Source organism: Streptomyces sp. NPDC005494 (assembly GCF_042872025.1).
GTDB lineage: Bacteria > Actinomycetota > Actinomycetes > Streptomycetales > Streptomycetaceae > Streptomyces.
In genome coordinates this window covers 132392-152804 of record NZ_JBIAJR010000014.1, presented here as the reverse complement: position 1 = coordinate 152804, position 20413 = coordinate 132392, and the positions used below count along the sequence as shown (strand labels likewise).

At 72.8% G+C, this 20413-nt stretch carries 18 protein-coding genes, 1 pseudogene and 1 riboswitch; of the genes and pseudogenes, 17 read left to right on the top strand and 2 right to left on the bottom strand.

Translation table 11 applies throughout. The features are described 5' to 3' along the window. Positions 1 to 61 precede the first annotated feature (61 nt). The 15 genes and pseudogenes from ACFYQ6_RS32275 to ACFYQ6_RS32205 all read left to right on the top strand — a co-directional run bounded on the left by ACFYQ6_RS32275 (position 62) and on the right by ACFYQ6_RS32205 (position 15830). Positions 62 to 1024 carry a carbohydrate ABC transporter permease gene (locus ACFYQ6_RS32275; RefSeq protein WP_388766395.1) on the top strand — a complete coding sequence of 321 codons (963 nt, stop codon included), beginning with the start codon at positions 62 to 64 and terminating at the stop codon, positions 1022 to 1024. Between the two features lie 15 nt (positions 1025 to 1039). After that, on the top strand, positions 1040 to 1990 hold the full coding sequence (locus tag ACFYQ6_RS32270) for a carbohydrate ABC transporter permease (protein ID WP_361581194.1): 951 nt from the start codon (positions 1040 to 1042) through the stop codon (positions 1988 to 1990). Between the two features lie 106 nt (positions 1991 to 2096). Next, positions 2097 to 3731 (top strand): alpha-amylase family glycosyl hydrolase, encoded by a 1635-nt coding sequence (locus tag ACFYQ6_RS32265; protein ID WP_361581191.1) that lies wholly within the window; start codon positions 2097 to 2099, stop codon positions 3729 to 3731. 32 nt (positions 3732 to 3763) lie between these two features. After that, positions 3764 to 4081, top strand: a complete 318-nt coding sequence (locus ACFYQ6_RS32260) for a cupin (protein WP_361581188.1) — start codon at positions 3764 to 3766, stop codon at positions 4079 to 4081. Between the two features lie 120 nt (positions 4082 to 4201). Beyond that, complete coding sequence (locus tag ACFYQ6_RS32255; RefSeq protein ID WP_388766392.1) at positions 4202 to 5113, top strand: YihY/virulence factor BrkB family protein; 912 nt, start codon at positions 4202 to 4204, stop codon at positions 5111 to 5113. A gap of 49 nt (positions 5114 to 5162) precedes the next feature. Beyond that, positions 5163 to 5774: pseudogene (locus ACFYQ6_RS32250) on the top strand (GNAT family N-acetyltransferase); the annotation flags it as partial. Positions 5775 to 5861: 87 nt separating this feature from the next. Further along, positions 5862 to 6743, top strand: coding sequence for an ABC transporter substrate-binding protein (locus tag ACFYQ6_RS32245; RefSeq protein WP_388766406.1), 882 nt, complete (start codon positions 5862 to 5864; stop codon positions 6741 to 6743). An 82-nt stretch (positions 6744 to 6825) separates the two neighbouring features. Then, positions 6826 to 7461 carry a helix-turn-helix domain-containing protein gene (locus tag ACFYQ6_RS32240; RefSeq protein WP_361581178.1) on the top strand — a complete coding sequence of 212 codons (636 nt, stop codon included), beginning with the start codon at positions 6826 to 6828 and terminating at the stop codon, positions 7459 to 7461. Continuing rightward, the gene (locus tag ACFYQ6_RS32235) at positions 7458 to 8825 is read left to right on the top strand and encodes an MFS transporter (protein WP_388766390.1); all 1368 of its coding nucleotides are present in this window, start codon (positions 7458 to 7460) and stop codon (positions 8823 to 8825) included. Before ACFYQ6_RS32240 ends, ACFYQ6_RS32235 begins: the two co-directional genes overlap by 4 nt. 103 nt (positions 8826 to 8928) lie before the next feature. Beyond that, the gene (locus tag ACFYQ6_RS32230; RefSeq protein WP_145812833.1) at positions 8929 to 9192 is read left to right on the top strand and encodes a type B 50S ribosomal protein L31; all 264 of its coding nucleotides are present in this window, start codon (positions 8929 to 8931) and stop codon (positions 9190 to 9192) included. A gap of 254 nt (positions 9193 to 9446) precedes the next feature. Further along, complete coding sequence (locus ACFYQ6_RS32225) at positions 9447 to 10403, top strand: carbohydrate kinase (protein ID WP_388766387.1); 957 nt, start codon at positions 9447 to 9449, stop codon at positions 10401 to 10403. Between the two features lie 38 nt (positions 10404 to 10441). Beyond that, positions 10442 to 12289 (top strand): acyl-CoA dehydrogenase, encoded by a 1848-nt coding sequence (locus ACFYQ6_RS32220; protein WP_361581172.1) that lies wholly within the window; start codon positions 10442 to 10444, stop codon positions 12287 to 12289. A gap of 262 nt (positions 12290 to 12551) precedes the next feature. Then, positions 12552 to 12739: riboswitch (cobalamin riboswitch) on the top strand. 30 nt (positions 12740 to 12769) lie between these two features. After that, the gene (locus ACFYQ6_RS32215; RefSeq protein WP_361581169.1) at positions 12770 to 13840 is read left to right on the top strand and encodes an ABC transporter substrate-binding protein; all 1071 of its coding nucleotides are present in this window, start codon (positions 12770 to 12772) and stop codon (positions 13838 to 13840) included. 44 nt (positions 13841 to 13884) lie between these two features. Continuing rightward, the gene (locus ACFYQ6_RS32210) at positions 13885 to 14922 is read left to right on the top strand and encodes a FecCD family ABC transporter permease (RefSeq protein ID WP_388766404.1); all 1038 of its coding nucleotides are present in this window, start codon (positions 13885 to 13887) and stop codon (positions 14920 to 14922) included. Further along, positions 14919 to 15830 (top strand): ABC transporter ATP-binding protein, encoded by a 912-nt coding sequence (locus tag ACFYQ6_RS32205; RefSeq protein WP_361581166.1) that lies wholly within the window; start codon positions 14919 to 14921, stop codon positions 15828 to 15830. Before ACFYQ6_RS32210 ends, ACFYQ6_RS32205 begins: the two co-directional genes overlap by 4 nt. A 150-nt stretch (positions 15831 to 15980) precedes the next feature. Here ACFYQ6_RS32205 and ACFYQ6_RS32200 read toward each other — a convergent pair whose 3' ends face one another. Beyond that, on the bottom strand, positions 15981 to 16994 hold the full coding sequence (locus tag ACFYQ6_RS32200) for a PRC and DUF2382 domain-containing protein (protein ID WP_361581163.1): 1014 nt from the start codon (positions 16992 to 16994) through the stop codon (positions 15981 to 15983). A 242-nt stretch (positions 16995 to 17236) separates the two neighbouring features. Between ACFYQ6_RS32200 and ACFYQ6_RS32195 the strand changes: the two genes are divergently transcribed. Both ACFYQ6_RS32195 and ACFYQ6_RS32190 read left to right on the top strand, forming a co-directional pair. Then, the gene (locus ACFYQ6_RS32195; protein WP_361581161.1) at positions 17237 to 17959 is read left to right on the top strand and encodes an adenosylcobinamide amidohydrolase; all 723 of its coding nucleotides are present in this window, start codon (positions 17237 to 17239) and stop codon (positions 17957 to 17959) included. Positions 17960 to 18005: 46 nt separating this feature from the next. After that, the gene (locus tag ACFYQ6_RS32190) at positions 18006 to 18902 is read left to right on the top strand and encodes an NAD(P)-dependent oxidoreductase (protein WP_361581158.1); all 897 of its coding nucleotides are present in this window, start codon (positions 18006 to 18008) and stop codon (positions 18900 to 18902) included. Between the two features lie 4 nt (positions 18903 to 18906). On the opposite strand, the gene ACFYQ6_RS32185 is transcribed toward ACFYQ6_RS32190, so the two are convergent. Then, on the bottom strand, positions 18907 to 20166 hold the full coding sequence (locus tag ACFYQ6_RS32185) for a sulfite oxidase (RefSeq protein WP_361581155.1): 1260 nt from the start codon (positions 20164 to 20166) through the stop codon (positions 18907 to 18909). Between the last annotated feature and the right edge of the window lie 247 nt (positions 20167 to 20413).

Genomic DNA, 20413 nt, shown 5'->3' with positions numbered 1-20413 from the left:
CCCGGCCCCCGCGTCCGGACCGTCCGAACGCGAGCGACCGCACCGGCACCGAGGAGAGATCATGTCGGCCCCCACCCTGACCACCGGAAAGGCGGGCACAGCGCCGCCCGGCGGCCCCCGGCCCGCACCCGGACCGGGCTCCGCCCGTGAGGAGTTCACGCGCGCCGTACGCCGCAACGTCTCGGCACACGGCTTCCTGATCGGAGCGGTGCTCTGCTTCTCGTTCTTCTCCTGGTATCCGATGGTCCGGGAGTTCCTCCTGGCGTTCCAGAAGACCGAGGACGGCAGGACCACCTGGGCCGGCTGGTCCAACCTGAGCTACGTCCTCAACGACCCGGCGTTCGGTCAGGCCTGGCGCAACACCCTGCTGTTCACCGTCCTGGCCCTCCTGCTGGGCTTCGCGGTCCCCTTCGTCGTCGCCGTCGTGCTCAACGAGTTCCGGCACGCGCAGGGATATCTGCGGCTGCTGGTCTATCTGCCGGTCATGCTGCCGCCCGTCGCCTCCGTGCTGCTCTTCAAGTACTTCTACGACCCCGGCTACGGACTCTTCAACCGCATCCTGGAATTCCTCCATCTGCCCGCCCAGCAGTGGCTCCAGGACCCCGGCACGTCCATGCTCTCCGTGGTCATCGCCTCCACCTGGATGAACATGGGCGGCGCCACACTCATCTACCTCGCCGCGCTCCAGGGCATCCCGGGCGAGCTGTACGAGGCGGCCGAACTCGACGGCGCGGGACTCCTGCGCAAGATCTGGCACGTGACCGTTCCGCAGACCCGGCTCATCCTGTCGCTGCTGCTGCTCATGCAGATCATCGCGACGATGCAGGTCTTCACCGAGCCGTTCCTGCTCACCAACGGAGCCGGCCCCGAGGGCTCCACCACGACCGTCGTCTACCTCATCTACCAGTACGCCTTCAACTTCAACAACTACGGCGGAGCGGCGGCCCTCGGTCTCCTCCTGCTGGTCGTCCTCGCGGGCTTCTCCGCGGTGTACGTACGCCTCAGCCGCAGCAGCGAAGACTAGGACGGGAGCACAACGATGGCATCGAGCACCCTTGTCTCCCGCCGGGGGACCGGCAGCGGACGCGGGACCCGCCGCCGGGAGGAGGAACAGGGCCGTCAGCGGACCCTGATCTCACCGGCCCAGCTCGGCAGACCCAGGGGGAAGGCGGTCTACTGGATCGTCTTCGCCCTGGTGGTGGCCGCCTTCACCCTGGTCTTCCTCGGCCCTCTGTACTGGATGGTCGCCGGTGGTCTCAAGACCACCCAGGAAGTCGTCCAGAGCCCGCCCACCGCCTTCCCCTCCTCCGTCCACACGGAGAACTACTCCCAGGCGTGGACCGTGATGGATCTGGCGCGGCTCCTGTTCAACACCCTCTACTACGCGCTGGGGGCACTCGTCTTCCAGCTCGTCCTCGACGTGGCAGCCGCCTACTCGCTCTCCAGACTGCGGCCGGTCTTCGGCAAGGCCATCCTCGGCATGATGCTCGCCACGCTGATGATCCCGGCGACCGTGCTCGTCGTACCGCAGTACCTCACGGTCCTGGACGTGCCGATCTTCGAGCGCAACCTGCTCAACTCGCCCTGGGCGATCTGGCTGCCCTCGGTCACCAACGCCTTCAACATCTTCCTGCTGAAGCGCTTCTTCGACTCCATACCGGGCGAACTCCTGGACGCCGCGTCCATCGACGGGGCCTCGCCCCTGCGCACCCTGCGCTCCGTCGTCCTGCCGATCTCCCGGCCGATCCTCGGAGTGGTCTCCATCTTCGCGGTCGTCGGGGTCTGGAAGGACTTCCTCTGGCCCATGCTCACCCTGCCGGACCCGGCGAAACAGACCCTCAACGTCGGCATCTACTCGCTGTCCAACGGGGTGCCGCAGAACGTCCTCATCGCCGCGCTCACCATCGCGTCCGTGCCGACGCTGCTGATCTTCCTGCTCTTCCAGCGCAACATCATGAGCGGTCTCACCGCGGGCGGTCTGAAGGGCTGACACCCCCGACCACCGCCTCCCACCAGCACTCCGCCGCCGGCCCGTCCATCGAACGCCCCGCGTCAGGGCCGGGGGCGGAGTACCTCCTGCCCGAAAGGAACGCCACGTGGCAGCCATCCGTCCGACCGAGGCCACCGCAACCTGGTGGCGCGACGCCGCCATCTACCAGATCTACGTACGCAGCTTCGCCGACGGCGACGGAGACGGCACCGGCGACCTCGCGGGAGTGCGGGCCAGACTGCCCTACCTGGTCGAACTGGGCGTCGACGCCCTGTGGTTCACCCCCTGGTACCTCTCCCCGCTGGCCGACGGCGGCTACGACGTGGCCGACTACCGGGTCATCGACCCCGCCTTCGGCCACCTCGCCGAAGCCGAGAAGCTGATCGCGGAAGCCGGGCAGCTGGGCATCCGCACCATCGTCGACATCGTCCCCAACCACGTCTCCGACCGGCACAGCTGGTTCCGGGCGGCCCTGGCCGCCGCACCGGGCAGCCCCGAGCGCGAGCTCTTCCACTTCCGGGACGGGCGCGGCGCGAGCGGCGAGATCCCGCCCAACGACTGGGTCTCCGAATTCGGTGGCACCCCCTGGACGAGACTGCCCGACGGCCAGTGGTACCTCCACCTGTTCGCCCCGGGCCAGCCCGACCTGAACTGGGCGCACCCGGCGGTCCGCCAGGAACACGAGGACGTCCTGCGGTTCTGGTTCGAACGCGGAGTGGCGGGCGTACGGATCGACTCGGCCGCCCTGCTCGCCAAGGACCCGGCCCTCCCCGACTTCACCGAGGGAACAGACCCGCATCCCTACGTCGACCGCGACGAGCTCCACGACATCTACCGCTCCTGGCGCGCCATCGCCGACCGGTACGACGGGATCTTCGTCGGCGAGGTGTGGCTCCCCGACTCCGAACGCTTCGCCCGCTACCTGCGCCCCGACGAACTGCACACCGCCTTCAACTTCACCTTCCTCGCCTGCCCCTGGGACGCCGGGCTCCTGCGCTCGGCGATCGACAGCACGCTCGCCGAGCACGCGCCCGTCGGGGCCCCCGCCACCTGGGTGCTGTGCAACCACGACGTGACGCGCACGGTCACCCGCTACGGGCGTGAGGACACCGGCTTCGACTTCGCGGCCAAGGTCTTCGGCACCCCCACCGACCTGGAGCTGGGCACCCGCAGGGCCCGCGCGGCAGCGCTGCTCTCGCTGGCCCTGCCGGGCGCCGTCTACCTCTACCAGGGCGAGGAGCTGGGCCTGCCGGAGGCCGACATCCCGCTCGACCGTATCCAGGACCCCATGCACCAGCGCTCGGGTGGCATAGACCCCGGACGCGACGGCTGCCGGGTGCCGCTGCCGTGGTCCGCCGACCTGCCGCACGCGGGTTTCGGCTCCGAGGCCGAACCCTGGCTCCCGCAGCCTGCCTCCTGGCCCTCGTACGCCGCTGACGCGCAGGCCGCCGATCCCGGCTCCATGCTCAGCCTGTACCGCACGGCGCTGCGGCTGCGCCGCGAGGAGCCGGGCTTCGCCGAGCCCGCCGACGGGACGGGCGGCGGGCGGCTGCACTGGCTGCCGTCGCCGCCGGGAGTCCTCACCTTCACCCGGACCCACGGCCTGATCTGCGTCGTCAACCTCTCGGGAGGCCCGGTCGCGCTCCCGGACCACGTCGGCATGCTGCTGACCAGCGGCCCGCTGGACGCATCCGGTCTGCTGCCCGACGACACCGCGGCCTGGCTGCGGGGCACGCGATAGCGGGGGAGGGGAGGCTGCGGCAGAGTGGTCGTATGGATGATCTCAACGCCCTCGCCGACGAGCACCTGGCCGCGGCCCGCGCCCACGAGCACGGGCGCAGCGCCCATCTGCTGCTGCGCCAGGAGCCACTGCGGCAGTCGGTGATCGCGCTCACCGCGGGATCCGCCCTCGACGAGCACAACGCGCCGCCGGCCGCCTCGCTCCAGGTGCTGCGCGGCGCGGTCCGGCTCACCGCGGAGTCCGGGGACGTGGACCTGACGGCGGGCGTGCTCCACCCCATCGCCCAGGAGCGGCACGGGCTGCTCGCGCTCGAGGACGCGGTGGTGCTGCTCACCGCCGTGAACGACTGAACCGACCTGGAGTACAGCCGCGGGTTCGAGGCATGAGAGAAAGGGAGGCGACCGGGACGCCGTGTCCTCACCGACGGCGTCCCGCCTCCCCGCCCGTCCTTCGTCCCCCGGAGATCCCGCGTGCCCAGCAGTACCGACACCCCCGCCGCGGAACGAACTCCGCCCTGTGACGGGCCGAGCGGCGCGAAGCGGCGCTGGCGCGCCGCACTGCGCCGTACGCCCGTCTCCCTGTGGAACGACGACATCTCCGACTGGGCGGCCGCACTCACCTACTACGCCATCCTGGCGCTGCTCCCGGCCCTCCTGGTCACCGTCTCGGTCATCGGCCTGGCCAACCCCGACGCGACCGGCGCCCTGATCGCCGACATCACCGCCTTCGCGCCGGCCGAGTCAGGCGCCGCGCTGCGCCGGCCCCTGGAGGCGGCCACCCAGGAGCGCACCGCCGTCTGGCTGCTCGTCGGCACCGGGAGCGTGAGCGCCGTGTGGTCGGCCTCCAGCTACCTCGCCGTCTTCCGCCGGGCGATGCACGCCATGCACCAGGTCAAGGACACCCGGCCCCCGCTGCGCCAGGCGCACATCATCGTGGCCTCGGCCGTGGGCCTGCTCGTCCTGCTGATGGCCAGCGCGTTCGCCCTCGTGCTCACGGGGCCCCTCGCGCGCTGGCTGGGCCGCAGGGTGGGCCTGGCGCACGCCGGACAGACGTTGTGGGAGGCGCTCAAATGGCCCGTGATGCTCTGTCTGGTGGCCTGCCTGATCATGGTCCTCTTCAGCACGGGCCCGCGCTCCGCGCGGAGCGTGCGGCGGGCGCTCCCGGGAGGGGTGCTCGCCGCGTTCCTGTGGCTGGTCGCCTCGGCCGGATTCGCGCTGTACGCCACCCACATCGCGAGCTACAGCCGGCTCTACGGTTCGCTGGCGGGGCTGGTGGTGTTCCTGATCTGGATCTGGTTCACCAACCTGGCGCTGCTCACCGGTGCCCAGTTCAACGTCGAACTCGCGCGCACCCCGGACCGGCCCGGCCAGGAGGTGGTCTGAGGGGCCCTCAGGGCTTGTGGGAGCGCTCCCACATTGCCAGGATGAGGACATGGCAGACACCGCGCACGTGCGTTCCTACCGGCCCGGCGACCACGAGGCACTCGCGGACATCTGTGTCCGCACGGCCGACAACGGCGGTGACTCCCGGCACCTGTACCCCGACCCGGGGCTGATGCCGGCGCTGTTCGCCGAGCCCTACGCCCACCTCGAACCCGAACTGACCTTCGTCCTGGACGACGGCTCGGGGCGCGCGGTGGGCTACATCCTGGGAACCGCGGACACGCCGAGGTTCGTGGACGCGTTCCGGGAGATCTGGATCCCCCGGATCGCCGGCCGTTTCCCCGAGCCCGTGGGGGAGCCCGAGACGCTCAGCGAGGCGATGACGGCCCTCATCCACCGCCCCGAGCGCATGATCCTGCCCGAGCTGGTCGCCTACCCGGCGCACCTGCACATCGATCTGCTGCCGTCGTATCAGCGCAAGGGGTACGGCAGGGAGCTGATGGGTGCGTTCCTGGGTGCGCTGCACGCCAGGGGCGTCCCGGCCGTCCACCTCTCCATGCTCACCGCCAACACCCCGGCCAGGGCCTTCTACGACCGGCTCGGCTTCGAGGTGATCGACGTACCCGACCCCGGCCCGCTCACCTATCTCGGGCGCTCCACCGGGGGTGTCGAGGCGACGGGGTGGGCAGGTAGTGAGAGGCGAGCCCGGGCGAGGGCCGAGGCCGCCGGTTCGGAGGGGGTGAGTGGAATGACCGACCAGAGCGCGTGGAGTTTCGCGGACGACCGGGGGCAGCTGGCGGCCGCGGACAGCCGTCCGTCCCGGGTGCTCGCGTACATCCAGGCGGGAGCGACACTGTGGGACCACGGGATATGCCCGGAGGGCATCTTCGGATCCGGGCACGACGGGGCCGAGCCGGACCGGGCGAAGACCGGCACGCTCCCGCTGGACGTCGTGGACTACCGGGGGGTCGGCGGTGACCTGGACGTGGAGACGCTGCTGCGCGGCGCACCCGACCTCGTCGTCGCCGTCAGCTACGGCCACGGCCAGCTCTACGGGCTGGACCCGGACACGGCGAAGCAGCTGGAGGAGCGTGTCCCGGTCGTCGTGATCGACGTGGGCCAGGCGCGCACCCTGGACCAGGTGTCCAGGCGCTTCGCCGAGCTCGCGCGATCGCTCGGCGGCGTACGGGAGCCGGACGCGGCGAGTGACCTGGACGCCGCTCGCGCGCGTCTCCGCGCGGTCGCCGGTGCCGTGCCCGAGGGTCTCAGGGTGGTGGCACTCTCGCCCGCCGATCAGGAACAGGCCCATGTCGCCCGTCCTCAGATGTGGCCGGAGCTGCGGGTGCTGGCCGAGCTGGGGGTTCGCCTGGTCTCCCCGCCGGACGGGGCCGGGGTCAACTGGGCCACCGTCGAGTGGGCGGACGCGGCGGCCCTGGAGCCGGACATCGTCCTGACGGACATCCGGTCCAACGCGGTCCCGTTCGGCGAGATCGCCGCCCCGGCCTGGCAGGAGAAGGGGCGCCGGGTGCGTACCGTGCCGTGGAACCCGGAACCCGTGTGCAGTCCGCAGGCCCACGCGCGCTTCCTCGCCCTCGTGGCGGATGCCGTCGAGGGGGTGCGGGGCGGCTGAGAGGGTTTCTCCTCGGCAAGTTTCCCAAGGAAATTCTGCAAAAACTATTTGGCAAAGTGCCGGCGCGCCCTAGGCTGCCGCCATGGACAGCGACCCGGCACACCGCGTGCTCGACCCCGCCCGTGACGCGGCGGCACTGAAGGCGCTCACGCACCCCCTGCGTCTGAAGCTGCTCGGCCTGCTGCGGCTGCACGGTCCCGCCACCGCGAGCGAGCTGGCGGTCAGCACGGGGGAGTCGTCCGCCTCGACCAGCTACCACCTGCGGGTGCTCGCCAAATACGCCTTCGTGGCCGAGGCGGAGCACCGCGACGACCGCGAGCGGCGCTGGAAATCGGTCCACTCCGTCACCTCTGCGAGCAACGCCGCCATGCTGGCCACACCGGCGGGCCGGGCCATGCTGGTGCTGGGCAGGCGCCGCCAGGTCGAGCACCTGCAGCAGACGATGGAACAGCACGAGGCGGACATCGACGCGGGCCGTCTCGGCGAGGAGTGGCACGACCCGTCGGGGATCGACGACCTGATGCCGCGGCTCACCCCGGAGTCCCTCCGGGAACTCCGCGACACCATCGCGGCCAAGCTGGCCGAGCTGACCGCGCGTGACGAGCAGGACCCCCGGGCCCGGCAGGTCGTGCTGCTCACCGCGGGGCTCCCGCTCGCCACGGGCCTCCCCTCCACCCCCGCCGCCGACGCGGCCCCCAGCGCAGGGGACGGCGCGTGACCCCGGCGCCCGAGGACGGCAGAGACCTGGCCACCGCTCCCCGGCAGGGCGGGGACACGCGTACCGACGGCCTGGACGAACGCACCGCACGCCGCAGATTCGTCGCGGTGTCCTTCCTCTTCTGGCTGCCGGCCGGCCTCACCCTGGCCCCCCTGGTGCTGCTCCTCACCGAACGCGGCCTGGCCCTCGCGGCCGTCGCCGGAGCCTTCGCCGCCCACTCCCTGACAGCCGCCGCCCTGGAACTGCCCACCGGCGGCCTCTCCGACGTCATCGGCCGCCGCGCCGTCCTGGCCTGGGCCGGTGTGCTCAACGCCTGCGCCCTCCTGCTCGTGGGCCTCGGCTCGGCCTTCTGGGTGCTCGCCCTGGGGACGGCCCTCATGGGAGCCGGCCGCGCCCTGTCCAGCGGGCCTGCCGAGGCCTGGTACGTCGACACCGTGCGCGCCCGCTCGGGACCCGACGCCGACCTCCGCACGGGACTGGCGCGCGGCAGCGCCGCGTCCTCCGGCGCGATCGCGCTCGGCACGCTCCTGGGCGGCGGGCTGCCCTGGCTGCTCGGCCTCGGCCCGGACCCGGGGGACTGGCTGCGGAGGGCCACCTCCGGCCTCGTCGTGCCGCTCTCCGTACCCGTGCTCCTGGGCGCAGCCGTCCAGATCGTCTTCATCCTCCACGTCCTGCGCGCCCTGACGGAGCCGCCCAGGCCCGCAGCCACCCCGCGCGGAGTGCTGCGAAGCGTTCCCGGTACCGTCGTCGCGGGTCTGCGGCTCGGCGCGGGAGACGCCTTGATCCGCCGCGTACTGATGACGACCGGCGCAGTGGGAACGGCCCTCGCGGTCCTCGAACTGCTCACCCCCGGACGAGCCGCGGCACTGACGGGGACGGCGGAGTCCGGCGCCGTGCTCTTCGCCGGTCTCGCCGCCGCCGGGTTCGTCTGTTCGGCCCTCGGCAGCCATCTGGCACCCCTCGTCGCCCGGCTGGCGGGCGGCGGCGAGCGCGCCGTTCTGGCGAGCCTCGGCGTGAGCGCCGCCGGTCTGCTGACGCTCGGCGCCACCGTGTCCTCCACCGGTCCGCAGACGACGGCCGCGGCAGCCGCCGGATACGGGCTGGTCTACCTGGGCCTCGGTTCCGCCGGTCCCAGTGAGAACGACCTGCTGCACCGCCGCGTCGACGACTCCGGCAGGGCCACCGCCCTGTCCGTGCAGTCGCTCGCCCAGCAACTGGTGGGCGCGACGGCAGGCGTGGTCGTCGGCCTGCTGCCCGCCGGTCCGCTGCCCTGGCTGCTCGGCGCCCTCGCGCTGCTGACCGGAGCGCTGCTCTGGATCAGGCGCACGGCCACCGTCCCCGTACCCGGGACGACCGGGGCCTGATGCGCTGCTCCGTACGGACGCCCCCGATCGCGCCCGCCCCCGCCGTTCGGGAGGCTGGAGCGGAGCAGCGGGACGCGAGTTCCCCGTACCCCCAGGAGCAGGCATGCAGCAGGACAAGCATCCGTCGTACCGCCCGGTGGTCTTCCGCGACCGTTCCGCCGGGTACGCCTTTCTGACCCGGTCCACGGCGTCGAGCGAGCAGACCATCGAGTGGGACGACGGCAACAGCTACCCGGTCATCGATGTGGAGATCTCGGCCGAGAGCCACCCGTTCTTCACCGGCAAGGCGCGTGTGGTCGACACCGAGGGCCAGGTCGCCAAGTTCGAACGGCGGTACGGGGACGAAGGGCGTGAGGGCGCCTCCTGAACCCCGTGGACGTCGGGTGCCGGCTGAGCTGAACCTCGGGGCCGCCCGGGACCGCCGGGCGCCGGCTGAGCTGAACCCCGGGACCGCCGGGCGCCGGCTGAACCTCGGGTCGCCCTGGTCTTCGGGCATCGGCTCGGCTGAACCCCGGGTCGCCGTGGCCGCCGGGCACCGGGCAGAATCGGCGGCCGTGTGCCCCGCCCCGGGCGTGCTCCCACCGGTCCCTCCCGCCCGCGCTTCCCAGGAGACCCGCCCCCGTGCCCGACAGCCCCGCCCTCCTGGTCATCGGTGAATGCGTCGCCGACATCGTCCGCCTGCCCGGTGAGCCGGACCGGACCCACCCAGGCGGCAGCCCCGCCAACGTCGCCTACGGGCTGGCCAGGCTCGGCCGTGACACCACCCTGATCACCCAGCTCGGCCCGGACGCGAACGGCCGCCTGATCGCGGACCATCTCGCCTCCGCCGGGGTGCGGGTGCTGACGGACGGCAGCGCGGCGCCCACCCCCGCTGCCACCGTCGACCTCGACGACGAGGGCCGGGCCACCTACGGTTTCGAGATCACCTGGACGCTCGGCCCGGTGCAACTGCCGGGCGAACCTCCCCTGCACGTCCACACGGGCTCCCTTGCCACCGGACTCGAACCGGGAGCCGCCACGGTCCTCGACCTGGTCGAGGCACTCCGGGCCACGACGACTGTGAGCTACGACCCCAATGTGCGGCCCGGACTGATGGGGGACCACGCCACAGCCGTCCGCCGCGCCGAGCACTGCGTCGCGCTGAGCGACATCGTCAAGGCGAGCGACGAGGACCTGCGCCGGCTCTACCCGCAGGACGCCCCGAAGCAGGCAGCCGAGCGGTGGCTGCGCTCCGGGCCGGCCCTCGTCCTGGTCACGAGGGGAGCGGAGGGAGTCACGGCGTACCTGCCCGGTGCGGTCGTGAACCTCGGCGCGCCGCCGGTCCGGGTCGCCGACACCGTGGGCGCGGGCGACGCCTTCATGTCGGGCGCGCTGCACGCCCTGGCGGCGCACCGGCTGCTCGGCGCGGGCGGGCGCGCGCGGCTGCGCTCCATGGACGCGGCCACCCTCACCGACGTGCTGCGCCACGGGATCGCCTCCGCCGCCGTGACCGTCCGGCGGGCCGGTGCCCTCCCCCCGGACGAGGAGGAGCTGGCAGATGCCCTGACCAGCGCGCCCTTCCCCGGACCATCAGAGTGACAGGGTGTCCTCGCCCCCGCCCCCGTCGTTCAGTTCGTATGACCGTGACCCTCACCGACACCGCCCCACCGTCCACCACCGAACTGCTGACCGGCGTCCTCCTCGGTCCGGAACACCGTCGCGAGCACGGCTTCTGGCAGCGGCTGATCAGCACAGAACCGTTCCGCCGCCGCCCCGGTGGAACGCCCGAAGAGCGACTGGAACTCGCCTACGACCGGTTGCGGGTCCTCAACCTCTCCCTCGACAGCGGTGCACGCCTCGCCGCCGACCCGCGTGCCCTGGCCGCGCTGCACGCCTGGCTCGGCCCGGTCGACCCGGCGCTGACCACCGTGGCGGGCATCCACTACAACCTCTTCCTCGGCAGCCTCCTCGACCACGACCGAGCCGGCCGTCGTGACCTGTCGGACTATCTGTCCATGCGGCGCATCGGCACGTTCCTCTGCACGGAAGTGGCTCACGGCAACAACGCCGCCGCCATGGAGACCACCGCGACGTACGACCGTGAGCGGGACGGCTTCGTCCTGCACACCCCGAACGCCGGCGCGCAGAAGTTCATGCCCAACACCAGCCCGGCGGGCGGAGCCAAGTCCGGCCTGGTCGCCGCGCGCCTGGTGGCCGACGGCTCGGACCACGGGGTGCGCCTCTTCCTCGTACACCTCACCGACGCGGAGCGCGCGCTGCCCGGCATCCGGGTGCGGCGGCTGCCGGCCCGGATGGGCAGCCCCGTGGACCACTGCCTGACCTCCTTCGACCAGTTGTTCGTGGCGAGGGACGCACTGCTCGAGCCCGACGAACCCGACGGGCCTCCAAGCGAGTTCCGGACCGGGCCGGGGGACAGGCGGCGGCGCTTCCTGACCTCGATCGGACGGGTCACCCACGGCCGGGTCTCGATGAGTGCCTGCGCGGCGGGCTCGGCCCGCGCGACCCTGGCGGTGGCCGTACGGTACGGCGGCCACCGGATGATCTCCGGCTCCCGGCGCACGCCCCCCGTACCGGTCAACGCCCACCGGACCCACCACGGACCGCTCGCCTCCGCGATGGCCACGGTCTTCGCCATGAGCCTGCTGCACCGCAGGGCCCAGGAGCGTTGGGAGAGCTGTACGGAAGGGGAAGGCCGCACCGAGGCGGGGAGGCTCGTCGACGTCGCCAAGGCCTGGATCACCTGGCGGGCCCGCGAGGTGATCGTCGAGAGTCGCGAACGCTGCGGCGCGCAGGCCCTGCTGGAGAACAACGGCATGACCGAACTCGTCACGGGTGTGGAGGGCGCCATCACGGCGGAGGGGGACAACATCGCCCTCTACGCCAAGGCCGCGGCCGACCTGCTCCTCGCGGACCCGCCCGCCCGCGCGGACGCCGCCCCCGGCACGGAGCCCGGCGACCTCTCCGACCCGCGCTTCCTGGTCCGGCTCCTCGCCGCGATCGAGGACATCTGGTTCACCCGCGCCAGAGCACGCGCGCTGCGGGTGCCCGGCACCGAGGTCCTCGCGCAGTGGAACGCGGCGTCCGGGCCCGCCCTGCGCGGCGTCGAGGCCTACGCGTACCGCCATGCCGCGCAGGCCTACGCCGAGGCTCGCGCCGCCCTGCCCGAAGGTGCGGCCAGGGAACGGCTCGGCGAGCTGGAGCGGCTGTTCGCCACCCAGTGGGTGGCCCGCAACAGCGGCGACCTGCTGGCCGCGGGCCTGCTGAGGAGCGATCAGGCCGAGGCCCTGGCCGAGATCACCGAGGAACTGATCGCCGCCGTCGCCGAACACGCCCCCCAGCTGGCCGACTCCTTCGCGCTGCCCGCCGAACTGCTGGCCGACTGGCCGATCGCCGGACCCGGCTACGCCGACGCCTACGACGATCCCCGCGGGCCGTGGAACACCGCCTGGACGGGCGCCCGATGACGGGCTCGCACCCCCGTGGGGGGCGGTCCCGGGTGGCGGAGGGTCTGGAGATCCTGGGACTGCGCGTCGTCCTGCTCGCGTACTGGGGCACGGTGTCCGCTCTCTCCGTCCTCACCCCGGGGAACGTGCCCTCGCCAGACAGAGGCGAATCGGTTCGCCCCAAGGGCTGACCGCCTCGCGGCCGCCGGTACGGAGGGGGGTCGGAGGGCGACGGCCCCTCCGCCGTACCGGCCACGGCCCCGCCGGTGGCCGCCGCGCCACGTGATAGCTTGCAGACGCCAGTCACACTCCACGTGGAGTCAGGGAATCCGGTGAGAATCCGGAGCTGACGCGCAGCGGTGAGGGGGACGGGCGGGGCCACGGCCACTGGGACACCCTCGGGTGCCCCGGGAAGGCGCCCCGTCCGGACGAACCCGAGTCCGAAGACCTGCTGGCACACCGCTTCCGTACCGGGAGCGGAACTCCGTACGGGCTCCGCGCATGAGCCCAGAGACGCCGAGGGACTCCGTGCCGCCCACAGCCAGCACCGTACGCCGAACAGCCCTGCTCCTGACGGGACTCGTCCTGCTGACCGCCTGCGGCGGCGGCAGCGGCCCCACCGAAGCCGCACCGGACGGGAGGGGCGCCGGCTATCCGGTGACGATGAAGAACTGCGGACGCACCGTCACCGTCGACGCCGCTCCCCGCCACGCGGTCTCCCTCGACCAGGGGTCGACCGAGATCCTGCTCTCCCTCGGGCTCGCCGACCGGATCGCTGGCACCTCGACCTGGACCGACCCCGTGATGAAGGGGCTCGAGAAGGCCGAGGCGAAGATCCCCCGCATCGCGGAGAACCGCCCCTCGTCGGAGAAGGTCCTCGCCCAGGAGCCCGACTTCGTGAGCGCCTCGTTCGAATCGACCCTGGGCAAGGGAGGCGTGGCACCCCGCGAGCAGTTCGAGGACCTCGGAGTACCGACCTACGTCTCGCCCGCCGACTGCGCGGCCAAGGACAACAGCGGCAGCGGCGACGGCTCCCGCACGAAGCCCCTCACCATGGACAGCGTCTACACCGAAGTGCGAGAACTGGCGCGGGTGTTCGGCGTACCCGAGCGAGGTGACGCCCTCGTGGCCGACCTCGAGGCCCGTATCACCGAGGCGACGGACGGCATCGACGCCTCCGGCACCTCGCTGCTCTACTGGTTCGCCAACTCCGAGGCCCCCTACCTGGCGGGCTGCTGCGGCGCGCCAGGCGTCATCACGCGTGAACTGGGCGCGGAGAACGCCTTCGACGACACCCACGAGGAGTGGCCCCAGATCAACTGGGAGACCGTCGCCGACCGCAACCCCGACGTCCTGGTCATCGGTGACCTGACCCGGAAGTCGCAGACGGCGGAGAGCGCGGCGAAGAAGATCGCCTTCCTGGAGTCCAACCCCGCGACGAAGAACATGGACGCCGTCCGGCACAAGCGATACGTCCTGCTCAGCGGGCAGGCCATGAATCCCTCCATCCGGACCGTGGAGGGCGTGGAGCGCGTCGCGGCCGGGCTGCGCTCCTTCGGGCTCGCGGGGTGACCGGCACCGCGCAGGCCCCGGAGGTACGCGTCGATCAGGCGTCCGTGGCGGGCAGGGTCGCCGGTGCCCGCGTCCTGCGGCAGGGCTTCCTCTGGGCCGCGGGGGTGGCCCTCCTGTTCCTCTCCGTCGCGGTCGCCGTCACGATCGGCCCCGCCCGCATCTCCGTCCCTGACGTCTGGTCGGCGGTCGGCTCGCACCTCGGCCTCACCGACGCGCGGCTGACACCGATCCGCGACGGCATCATCTGGAACCTGCGCATGCCCCGCACGCTGCTCGCCGCGGTGTGCGGGGCCGGACTGGCGGTCTGCGGCACGGTCATGCAGTCGCTGCTGCGCAACCCGCTCGCCGATCCGTTCGTCCTCGGCGTCTCCTCCGGGGCGTCCACCGGCGCGGTCGTGGTCGTCGTGCTGGGTGTCGGTGGGGGAGCGGTGTCGGTCTCGGCCGGGGCCTTCGCCGGGGCGCTGTGCTCCTTCGCCCTCGTCCTGCTGCTCAGTCACACCCTCGGTGGCTCCACCGACCGCGTCGTCCTCTCCGGAGTCGCGGCCATGCAGCTCTTCTCCGCGCTCACCTCCTTCGTCGTGATGACCGCGGCCGACGCCGAGCAGACCCGGGGCGTGCTGTTCTGGCTGCTCGGCTCCCTGAGCGGGGTCGGCTGGGGAGACGTGTGGATGTGCTCGGCCGTCCTGGCCGTGACGCTGTCGATCTGCCTGGGCCACGCCCGAACCCTCGACGCCTTCGCCTTCGGCCAGGAAGCGGCGGCGTCCCTCGGGGTGCACGTGGCCCGCACCCGGATCGTGCTGCTCTGCACGACCGCGCTGCTGACGGCCGCCCTGGTCAGCTCGGCCGGTGCCATCGGGTTCGTCGGTCTCGTCCTGCCGCACGCCGCCCGGGCACTGGCCGGTTCGGGGCACCGGCGGCTGCTGCCGCTGACCGCCCTCGCCGGAGCCGTGTTCCTGGTCTGGGTCGACACCCTGGCCAGGACCGTCCTCGACCCGCAGGAGGTGCCGGTGGGTGTGGTCACCTCGCTCATCGGGGTGCCCGCCTTCGTGCTGGTCCTCCATCGCACCCGGAGGAGCGCATGAAGCGGTGGGATCGCAGGGGAGCGACGGGGCGCCTGGCCCGGCACGAGCATCCGAGCGGGCCGGAACAGCTGGACCGGCGGGAGCGCCCGGCCCCGCAGCCACCCGTCGCGGCCGCATCCGACGAGGGCCTGCGGGCGTCCCGGGTCGGGCGGCAGGCCGGCGGACGGATCCTCCTGGACGGGGTGAGCCTCGCCCCGCCGCCCGGGTCCACGGTCGGGCTCCTCGGCCCGAACGGCTCCGGCAAGACGACGCTGCTCAGGGTGATGGCGGGCGTCCTCGCCCCCGGCCACGGCGTCGTCACCCTCGACGGCCGCACCCTCGCCGAGACCGGCCGCAGGGGTGTCGCCCGCCGGGTGGCGGTCGTCGACCAGCACGCCGTGACCCAGGTCGAGTTGAACGTGGCGGACGTCGTACGTCTCGGCCGCATCCCGCACCGCCGCGCCTGGGCCGCAGCGGGCCCCGAGGACGAGGACGCCGTACGCGAGGCACTGGTGCGCACCGGACTCGCCGACCGGGCCGGGCAGTCGTGGCACACCCTGTCCGGCGGCGAGCGGCAGCGCGTGCAGATCGCCCGGGCCCTGGCGCAGCAGCCCCGTGAACTCCTGCTGGACGAGCCGACGAACCACCTGGACATCCAGCACCAGCTGGAACTGCTCTCCCTGGTGGCCGCGCTGCCCGTCACCGCGGTGATCGCGCTGCACGACCTCAACCTGGCCGCGATGTTCTGCGACCGGGTCACGGTGATGAAGGACGGCCGGGTGGTGGCCGGCGGGACGCCCTCGGAAGTGATCACCGAGGAACTCATCGCCGATGTCTACCGTGTACGCGCGGTGGTGACACCGGAAGGACCGGAGGGAAGGCCCTCGGTGCGGTTCCTCCCGGGGGAGGCTGCACCCGGCCGGTTCTGATCTTCCCGGGCTCTCCCGGGTGCAGCCTTCCCCGGGAGGGCCGCAGGGGAGAGAGGAACGCCCGGGAAGGGCGCACGAGAGGGCGGGCCCGTGACCGACCGGGACCGCCCCTCGCTGCTGTCGCGCGGCCTGTCGCCGCTGGGTGAGGGGTCAGCGGCGGCGTCCCTGGCCGAACTCGCCGCCCATGTCCTTGCCGCTGCCCATGTCCTTGCCGTCCGCGTAGTCGATCTTCTCCTTGCGGAGCTCGGCGGAGACTTCCTTCTGCTCGGTGACCTTGCTGGTTTCGAGACGGACCCGCTCCACCGGGACCGCCTCCTTGCGGACGGTGGCGCGTTCGGCGTGCAGAGTGACCTCGACGTCCTGTTCGCCGAGTTCGCTCGTGCCCTTCACACCCGTGGCCCGTTCGCCCGGCTGCAGAGGTTCGCGCACCACGCGTACCTCCTCGTGGGACACGGGCACCGTCCGCGTGACGTTCTCGGTCACGACGTACTTGTGCAGGCGCGCGCGTCCGCTCTCGTACTCCTCCGTACCGACCTGGAGCTGCTCCTCGGACCGGATCATCTCCTCGTGGCCTCCGGCTCCCGCGGCGGACCGCTCGGCTCCGGCTCCGGCGAGCGGGCGGGACGTGGAAGAGGTGTCCATGTCGCGGTGCCTGCCCGTGCCGGCACCGGTGGTGCCCATGCCGGCGGTCGTGCCCGAGCCCTTCGCCTGGCCCGTGGAGGTGGTGCGAGCGGTACCCGCGGCACCGGCAGCGCCGGCGGCCCCGGCTGCTCCCATGGCTCCCGTTCCGGTCCCGGACGTGGTGCGCGCGTCGCCGCCCGCTCCGCCGCGACCGGTGGCCTTCCTGGTCATCCCGTAGTGCCGGTAGAGCTCCTCCTCCTCGGACACGGAGAGGTGCGCGTCGGCGTCCACCCGAGGGGCTTCCTTGACGCGGTCCTTCGGATGCGAGACGTGCAGGTCGGAGCCCACGCGACGGGCTCCGGCAAGCGGTACGAAGCTCTCCTTCATGCCGAACATGCCGGTCTTGACCGTGATCCAGTCGGGCCTGCCGGTGTCGTCGTCGACGTACACCCGGCCCACCGTGCCGACCTTCTCGCCGTCACTGTCGTAGACGGTCAGACCGTCGAGTTCTCCGGAATCCGTGAAACCGTCAGCGGCTCCCATGGCCGATTCCTCCTCGCCCGGGCGCGTCCTGTGGGTGGGTCCACCTGGGGTGGCGCGTCCGGATTCCATCGCGCCTCACCCGGATGGTCGGTGCAACTTCCCGGCCGGGGCGGCGAGCGGCCCAGGGGACCGGGGAGGGGCGGTGGCCCCGGTCCACGCGGCTGACGGCCCGCTGTGCGCGTTACGCCATTCGGGTGAGCACCCTGCCGGGTGCGCCGGAGGTGCGGCCTCGGGCCGCCCGTATGATCGACGCGCCCTTGCCGACCGCCGGCGGGCTCGTCGCCAGGGAGTACGCCATCGCATCCACAGGCATCCGCCTGCCCGCGCAGCGAGGCGAACTCCTGGCCCGGCAGGAGGACGGTCTCGGGCTGCACCACCTGGTCTGGCGGCTGGGGCCCGGCTGGCGGGTGTGCAGCAGTGCCGTGCTGGGCGGCGGGATCGGCCCGCGCGCCTGGATCCTCAACGCCCAGGTACCGGGCGGATACCCCCGGCTCGACCCCGGGCGCCACCTCGCGGAGATCGCCGCCTCGGAGGCGCTCGAGGGTCCGGGAGCCGGCCTGATGACGGCCGCCGACGTCACCGCGTACGCCGTCGCGGACGACGGTGGTGCGACCGCGACCGTCACCAGCGGCCTCGGCGTACGGGGCTGGGCCGCCGTGCCCGCCGAAGGTGCCGGAGGCCCTCTGCCTCCCGGCACCGTCAACATCGTGGTGGTCCTCCCGGTCGCCCTCTCCGACGCCGCGCTGGTCAATGCGGTGGCGACCGCGACCGAGGCCAAGGTGCAGGCCCTGGTGGAGGCCGGACTGGACTGCTCCGGGACCCCGACGGACGCCGTGTGCGTCGCCGCGCCCGACCCGGGGGACGGGCCCGGTGAACCGTTCGCGGGCCCGCGCTCGCGATGGGGCGCGCGACTCGCCAGGGCCGTGCACGCCGCTGTCCTGGAGGGTGCGCTGCGGCAGTCTTGAGACCCACCGGTCCGAGACCGCCCCGCACCGACGAAGGGAACCACTCATGACCACCGCATCCTCCGCGGACGCCGCGCCCGGCACGCCGACCGTCGCGGTCCTCGGTACCGGGATCATGGGATCCGGTATGGCCCGCAGCCTGCTCAGGGCGCAACTCCCGGTCCGCGCCTGGAACCGTACGCGGGCCAAGGCGGAGCCTCTGGCGGCCCATGGCGCCACCGTGACGGACACCGCCGAGGAGGCGGTGCGGGGAGCCGACGTGGTCCTCACCGCGCTGAACGACGGCCGCTCCGTGGCCGAGACGCTCACCGCAGCGACCCCTGGTCTGCGCCCGGGGCAGGTCTGGCTGCAGAGCAGCACCGTCGGACTGGACGCCACGACCGACCTGGTCCACCGGGCCGCGGGGATGGGGCTCGTCTACCTCGACGCCCCGGTCTCCGGGACGAAGCAGCCGGCGGAGCAGGGCACGCTCACCGTGTTCGTCTCCGGCCCGTCGAGCGGTCGCACCGCGGCGCTCCCCGTCCTGGACGCGATCGGCAGGCGCACCGTGTGGGTGGGGGAGGAACCCGGAGCCGCCACCAGGCTCAAGCTCGTCGCCAACACCTGGGTGATCAACATGGTCAACGGCGTGGCGGAGTGCCTCAACCTCGCCGAAGGGCTCGGCCTCGACCCGCAGCTGTTCCTGGACTCGATGAAGGGCGGCCCACTGGACACGCCGTATCTCCACGGCAAGTCCACGGCCGTGCTCTCCGGCGACCTGAGCCCCAGTTTCGCGCTCTCCACCGCCCTCAAGGACGCGAGGCTCATCCTCGACGCCGCCGAGTCGGCCGGTGTGCGGCTCGACCTGGTCGCCGCCTCCGCCGAGCGGTTCACCCGGGCGGAGGCGGCCGGCCACGGAGACCAGGACATGATCGCCACGTACTACGCCGGCCGACCCCGGTAGCCGCTCAGATCACGTTCACCGGGTGCCGCACCACCGCGTCGAAGAGATAGCCCTGCGTGTTGTGGGCCGTCGTCGGGGGCTGCGTGCGGCCCGACCGGTCCGTCGCCCGCGCGAGCAGCACGGCAGGACCCGTCTCCGCTGGTACCCAGTCCGCCGTCCAGCGGACCCAGCTCCCGGCCCTGGGCTCGTCCCGCAGCCGGGCGGTGCGCCAGGTGCTGCCGCCGTCGGTGCTGACCTCGACCCGGCGGACCGGCGCGCCGCCCGACCAGGACCGGCCGGTGAGCAGATGCCTGCGGTGGGCGGCGAAGGTGGCACCCGTGGCCAGCTCGAACGCGCTCTTGAGCGTCTGACGGCTGAGCGGCTCACTGCCCTCGGGCGGGTAGCCGGGCCCGAACAGCCGGTACAGGCCGGTGTTCCACGGGCTCAGCAGAGGCTCCGCGCTCACCTCGATGTCACCCACCCACTTGATGTTGGCGATGCCCACCCAGGACGGCACGATCAGCCGGACCGGGGCGCCGTGGTCGGCGGGCAGGGGCTCACCGTTCATCTCGTAGGCGAGGAGCACGTCGTCGAGCGCCTTCGCCACCGGGAGCGGCCTGCGGACCCGGCCCAGGTTCGTGCCGTCGCTGATCACCTCGGCGTCCAGGCCGCGCGGCAGCACGTCGACCGCGTGCTCGCCGATGCCCGCCCGGCGCAGCACATCCGCCAGCCGGACCCCGCGCCAGCGTGCGGTCCCGATGGCACCGAGGGTCCACGCCGTTCCGCTGACCGTCTGGTTCTGCTGCGTGCTGAAGAAGCTCCGGCCGTTGCCCGCGCACTCGACGAAGGCCGTCCTGGTGACGGACGGCAGGCCGCGGAGCGTCTCGTAGGTGAAGTCGACCGGGGCGCCCTTCAGTCCGCTGCCCCAGACGGTCAGCTTCCAGGCGGCCGGATCGATGACCGGGGTCGCGGTGTGGTTGCGGACGAAGAATCGGTCGGCCGGAGTGAGCAGCCCGGTGTCCCGCAGGGCCGCGAAGTTCGTCTCCGCGTTGGTGCCGCGGACGGTGAACAGCTCAGGGGGCAACGGCTTCACCACCCCTGCCAGGGACTGCGCCGGGTGCGCGGGGGAGGCGACGGCAGGAATCAGCGGTGCGGCGACCGAGGCCGCAGCGACCAGCTTCAGCAGGTCACGCCGGTCGATCCCGGCCGACCTCGCCCGGCCGCGGGACCATTGCCCCAGTCGCGTCCGGTCGTACGCGGCTTCGGACGGCGGTACGGACGTCATGAGCGCTCCAGGGGAGGGGGGCCGGGGGAAGCGCCCCGCGACCGGGGAGGTCGTCGTCCGCCCCGCGCGGGCCCGCGACGGCGGCCGGGCGGATTCCCCTGGCGCGGGCCCCCGGCGGTCGGCGGCCGCTGGTCAGTGACCGTAGAGGGCTTCCGCGCCCGTACGGAAGCGGCGGGCGCACGTGGCCACGAAGCTGCAACGCCGCCGCAACACTGGGCGTGGCACCGGCCCCGCTGTCCCGGGGCCG

What these genes read in the sequence shown, in the direction of transcription:
- ACFYQ6_RS32275 (WP_388766395.1), top strand. Translation starts at nt 62, where the DNA reads ATGTCGGCCCCCACCCTGACCACCGGAAAGGCGGGCACAGCGCCGCCC.
- ACFYQ6_RS32270 (WP_361581194.1), top strand. Translation starts at nt 1,040, where the DNA reads ATGGCATCGAGCACCCTTGTCTCCCGCCGGGGGACCGGCAGCGGACGC.
- ACFYQ6_RS32260 (WP_361581188.1), top strand. Translation starts at nt 3,764, where the DNA reads ATGGATGATCTCAACGCCCTCGCCGACGAGCACCTGGCCGCGGCCCGC.
- ACFYQ6_RS32245 (WP_388766406.1), top strand. Translation starts at nt 5,862, where the DNA reads ATGACCGACCAGAGCGCGTGGAGTTTCGCGGACGACCGGGGGCAGCTG.
- ACFYQ6_RS32240 (WP_361581178.1), top strand. Translation starts at nt 6,826, where the DNA reads ATGGACAGCGACCCGGCACACCGCGTGCTCGACCCCGCCCGTGACGCG.
- ACFYQ6_RS32230 (WP_145812833.1), top strand. Translation starts at nt 8,929, where the DNA reads ATGCAGCAGGACAAGCATCCGTCGTACCGCCCGGTGGTCTTCCGCGAC.
- ACFYQ6_RS32220 (WP_361581172.1), top strand. Translation starts at nt 10,442, where the DNA reads ATGACCGTGACCCTCACCGACACCGCCCCACCGTCCACCACCGAACTG.
- ACFYQ6_RS32215 (WP_361581169.1), top strand. Translation starts at nt 12,770, where the DNA reads ATGAGCCCAGAGACGCCGAGGGACTCCGTGCCGCCCACAGCCAGCACC.
- ACFYQ6_RS32205 (WP_361581166.1), top strand. Translation starts at nt 14,919, where the DNA reads ATGAAGCGGTGGGATCGCAGGGGAGCGACGGGGCGCCTGGCCCGGCAC.
- ACFYQ6_RS32200 (WP_361581163.1), bottom strand. Translation starts at nt 16,994, where the DNA reads ATGGGAGCCGCTGACGGTTTCACGGATTCCGGAGAACTCGACGGTCTG.
- ACFYQ6_RS32195 (WP_361581161.1), top strand. Translation starts at nt 17,237, where the DNA reads ATGATCGACGCGCCCTTGCCGACCGCCGGCGGGCTCGTCGCCAGGGAG.
- ACFYQ6_RS32190 (WP_361581158.1), top strand. Translation starts at nt 18,006, where the DNA reads ATGACCACCGCATCCTCCGCGGACGCCGCGCCCGGCACGCCGACCGTC.
- ACFYQ6_RS32185 (WP_361581155.1), bottom strand. Translation starts at nt 20,166, where the DNA reads ATGACGTCCGTACCGCCGTCCGAAGCCGCGTACGACCGGACGCGACTG.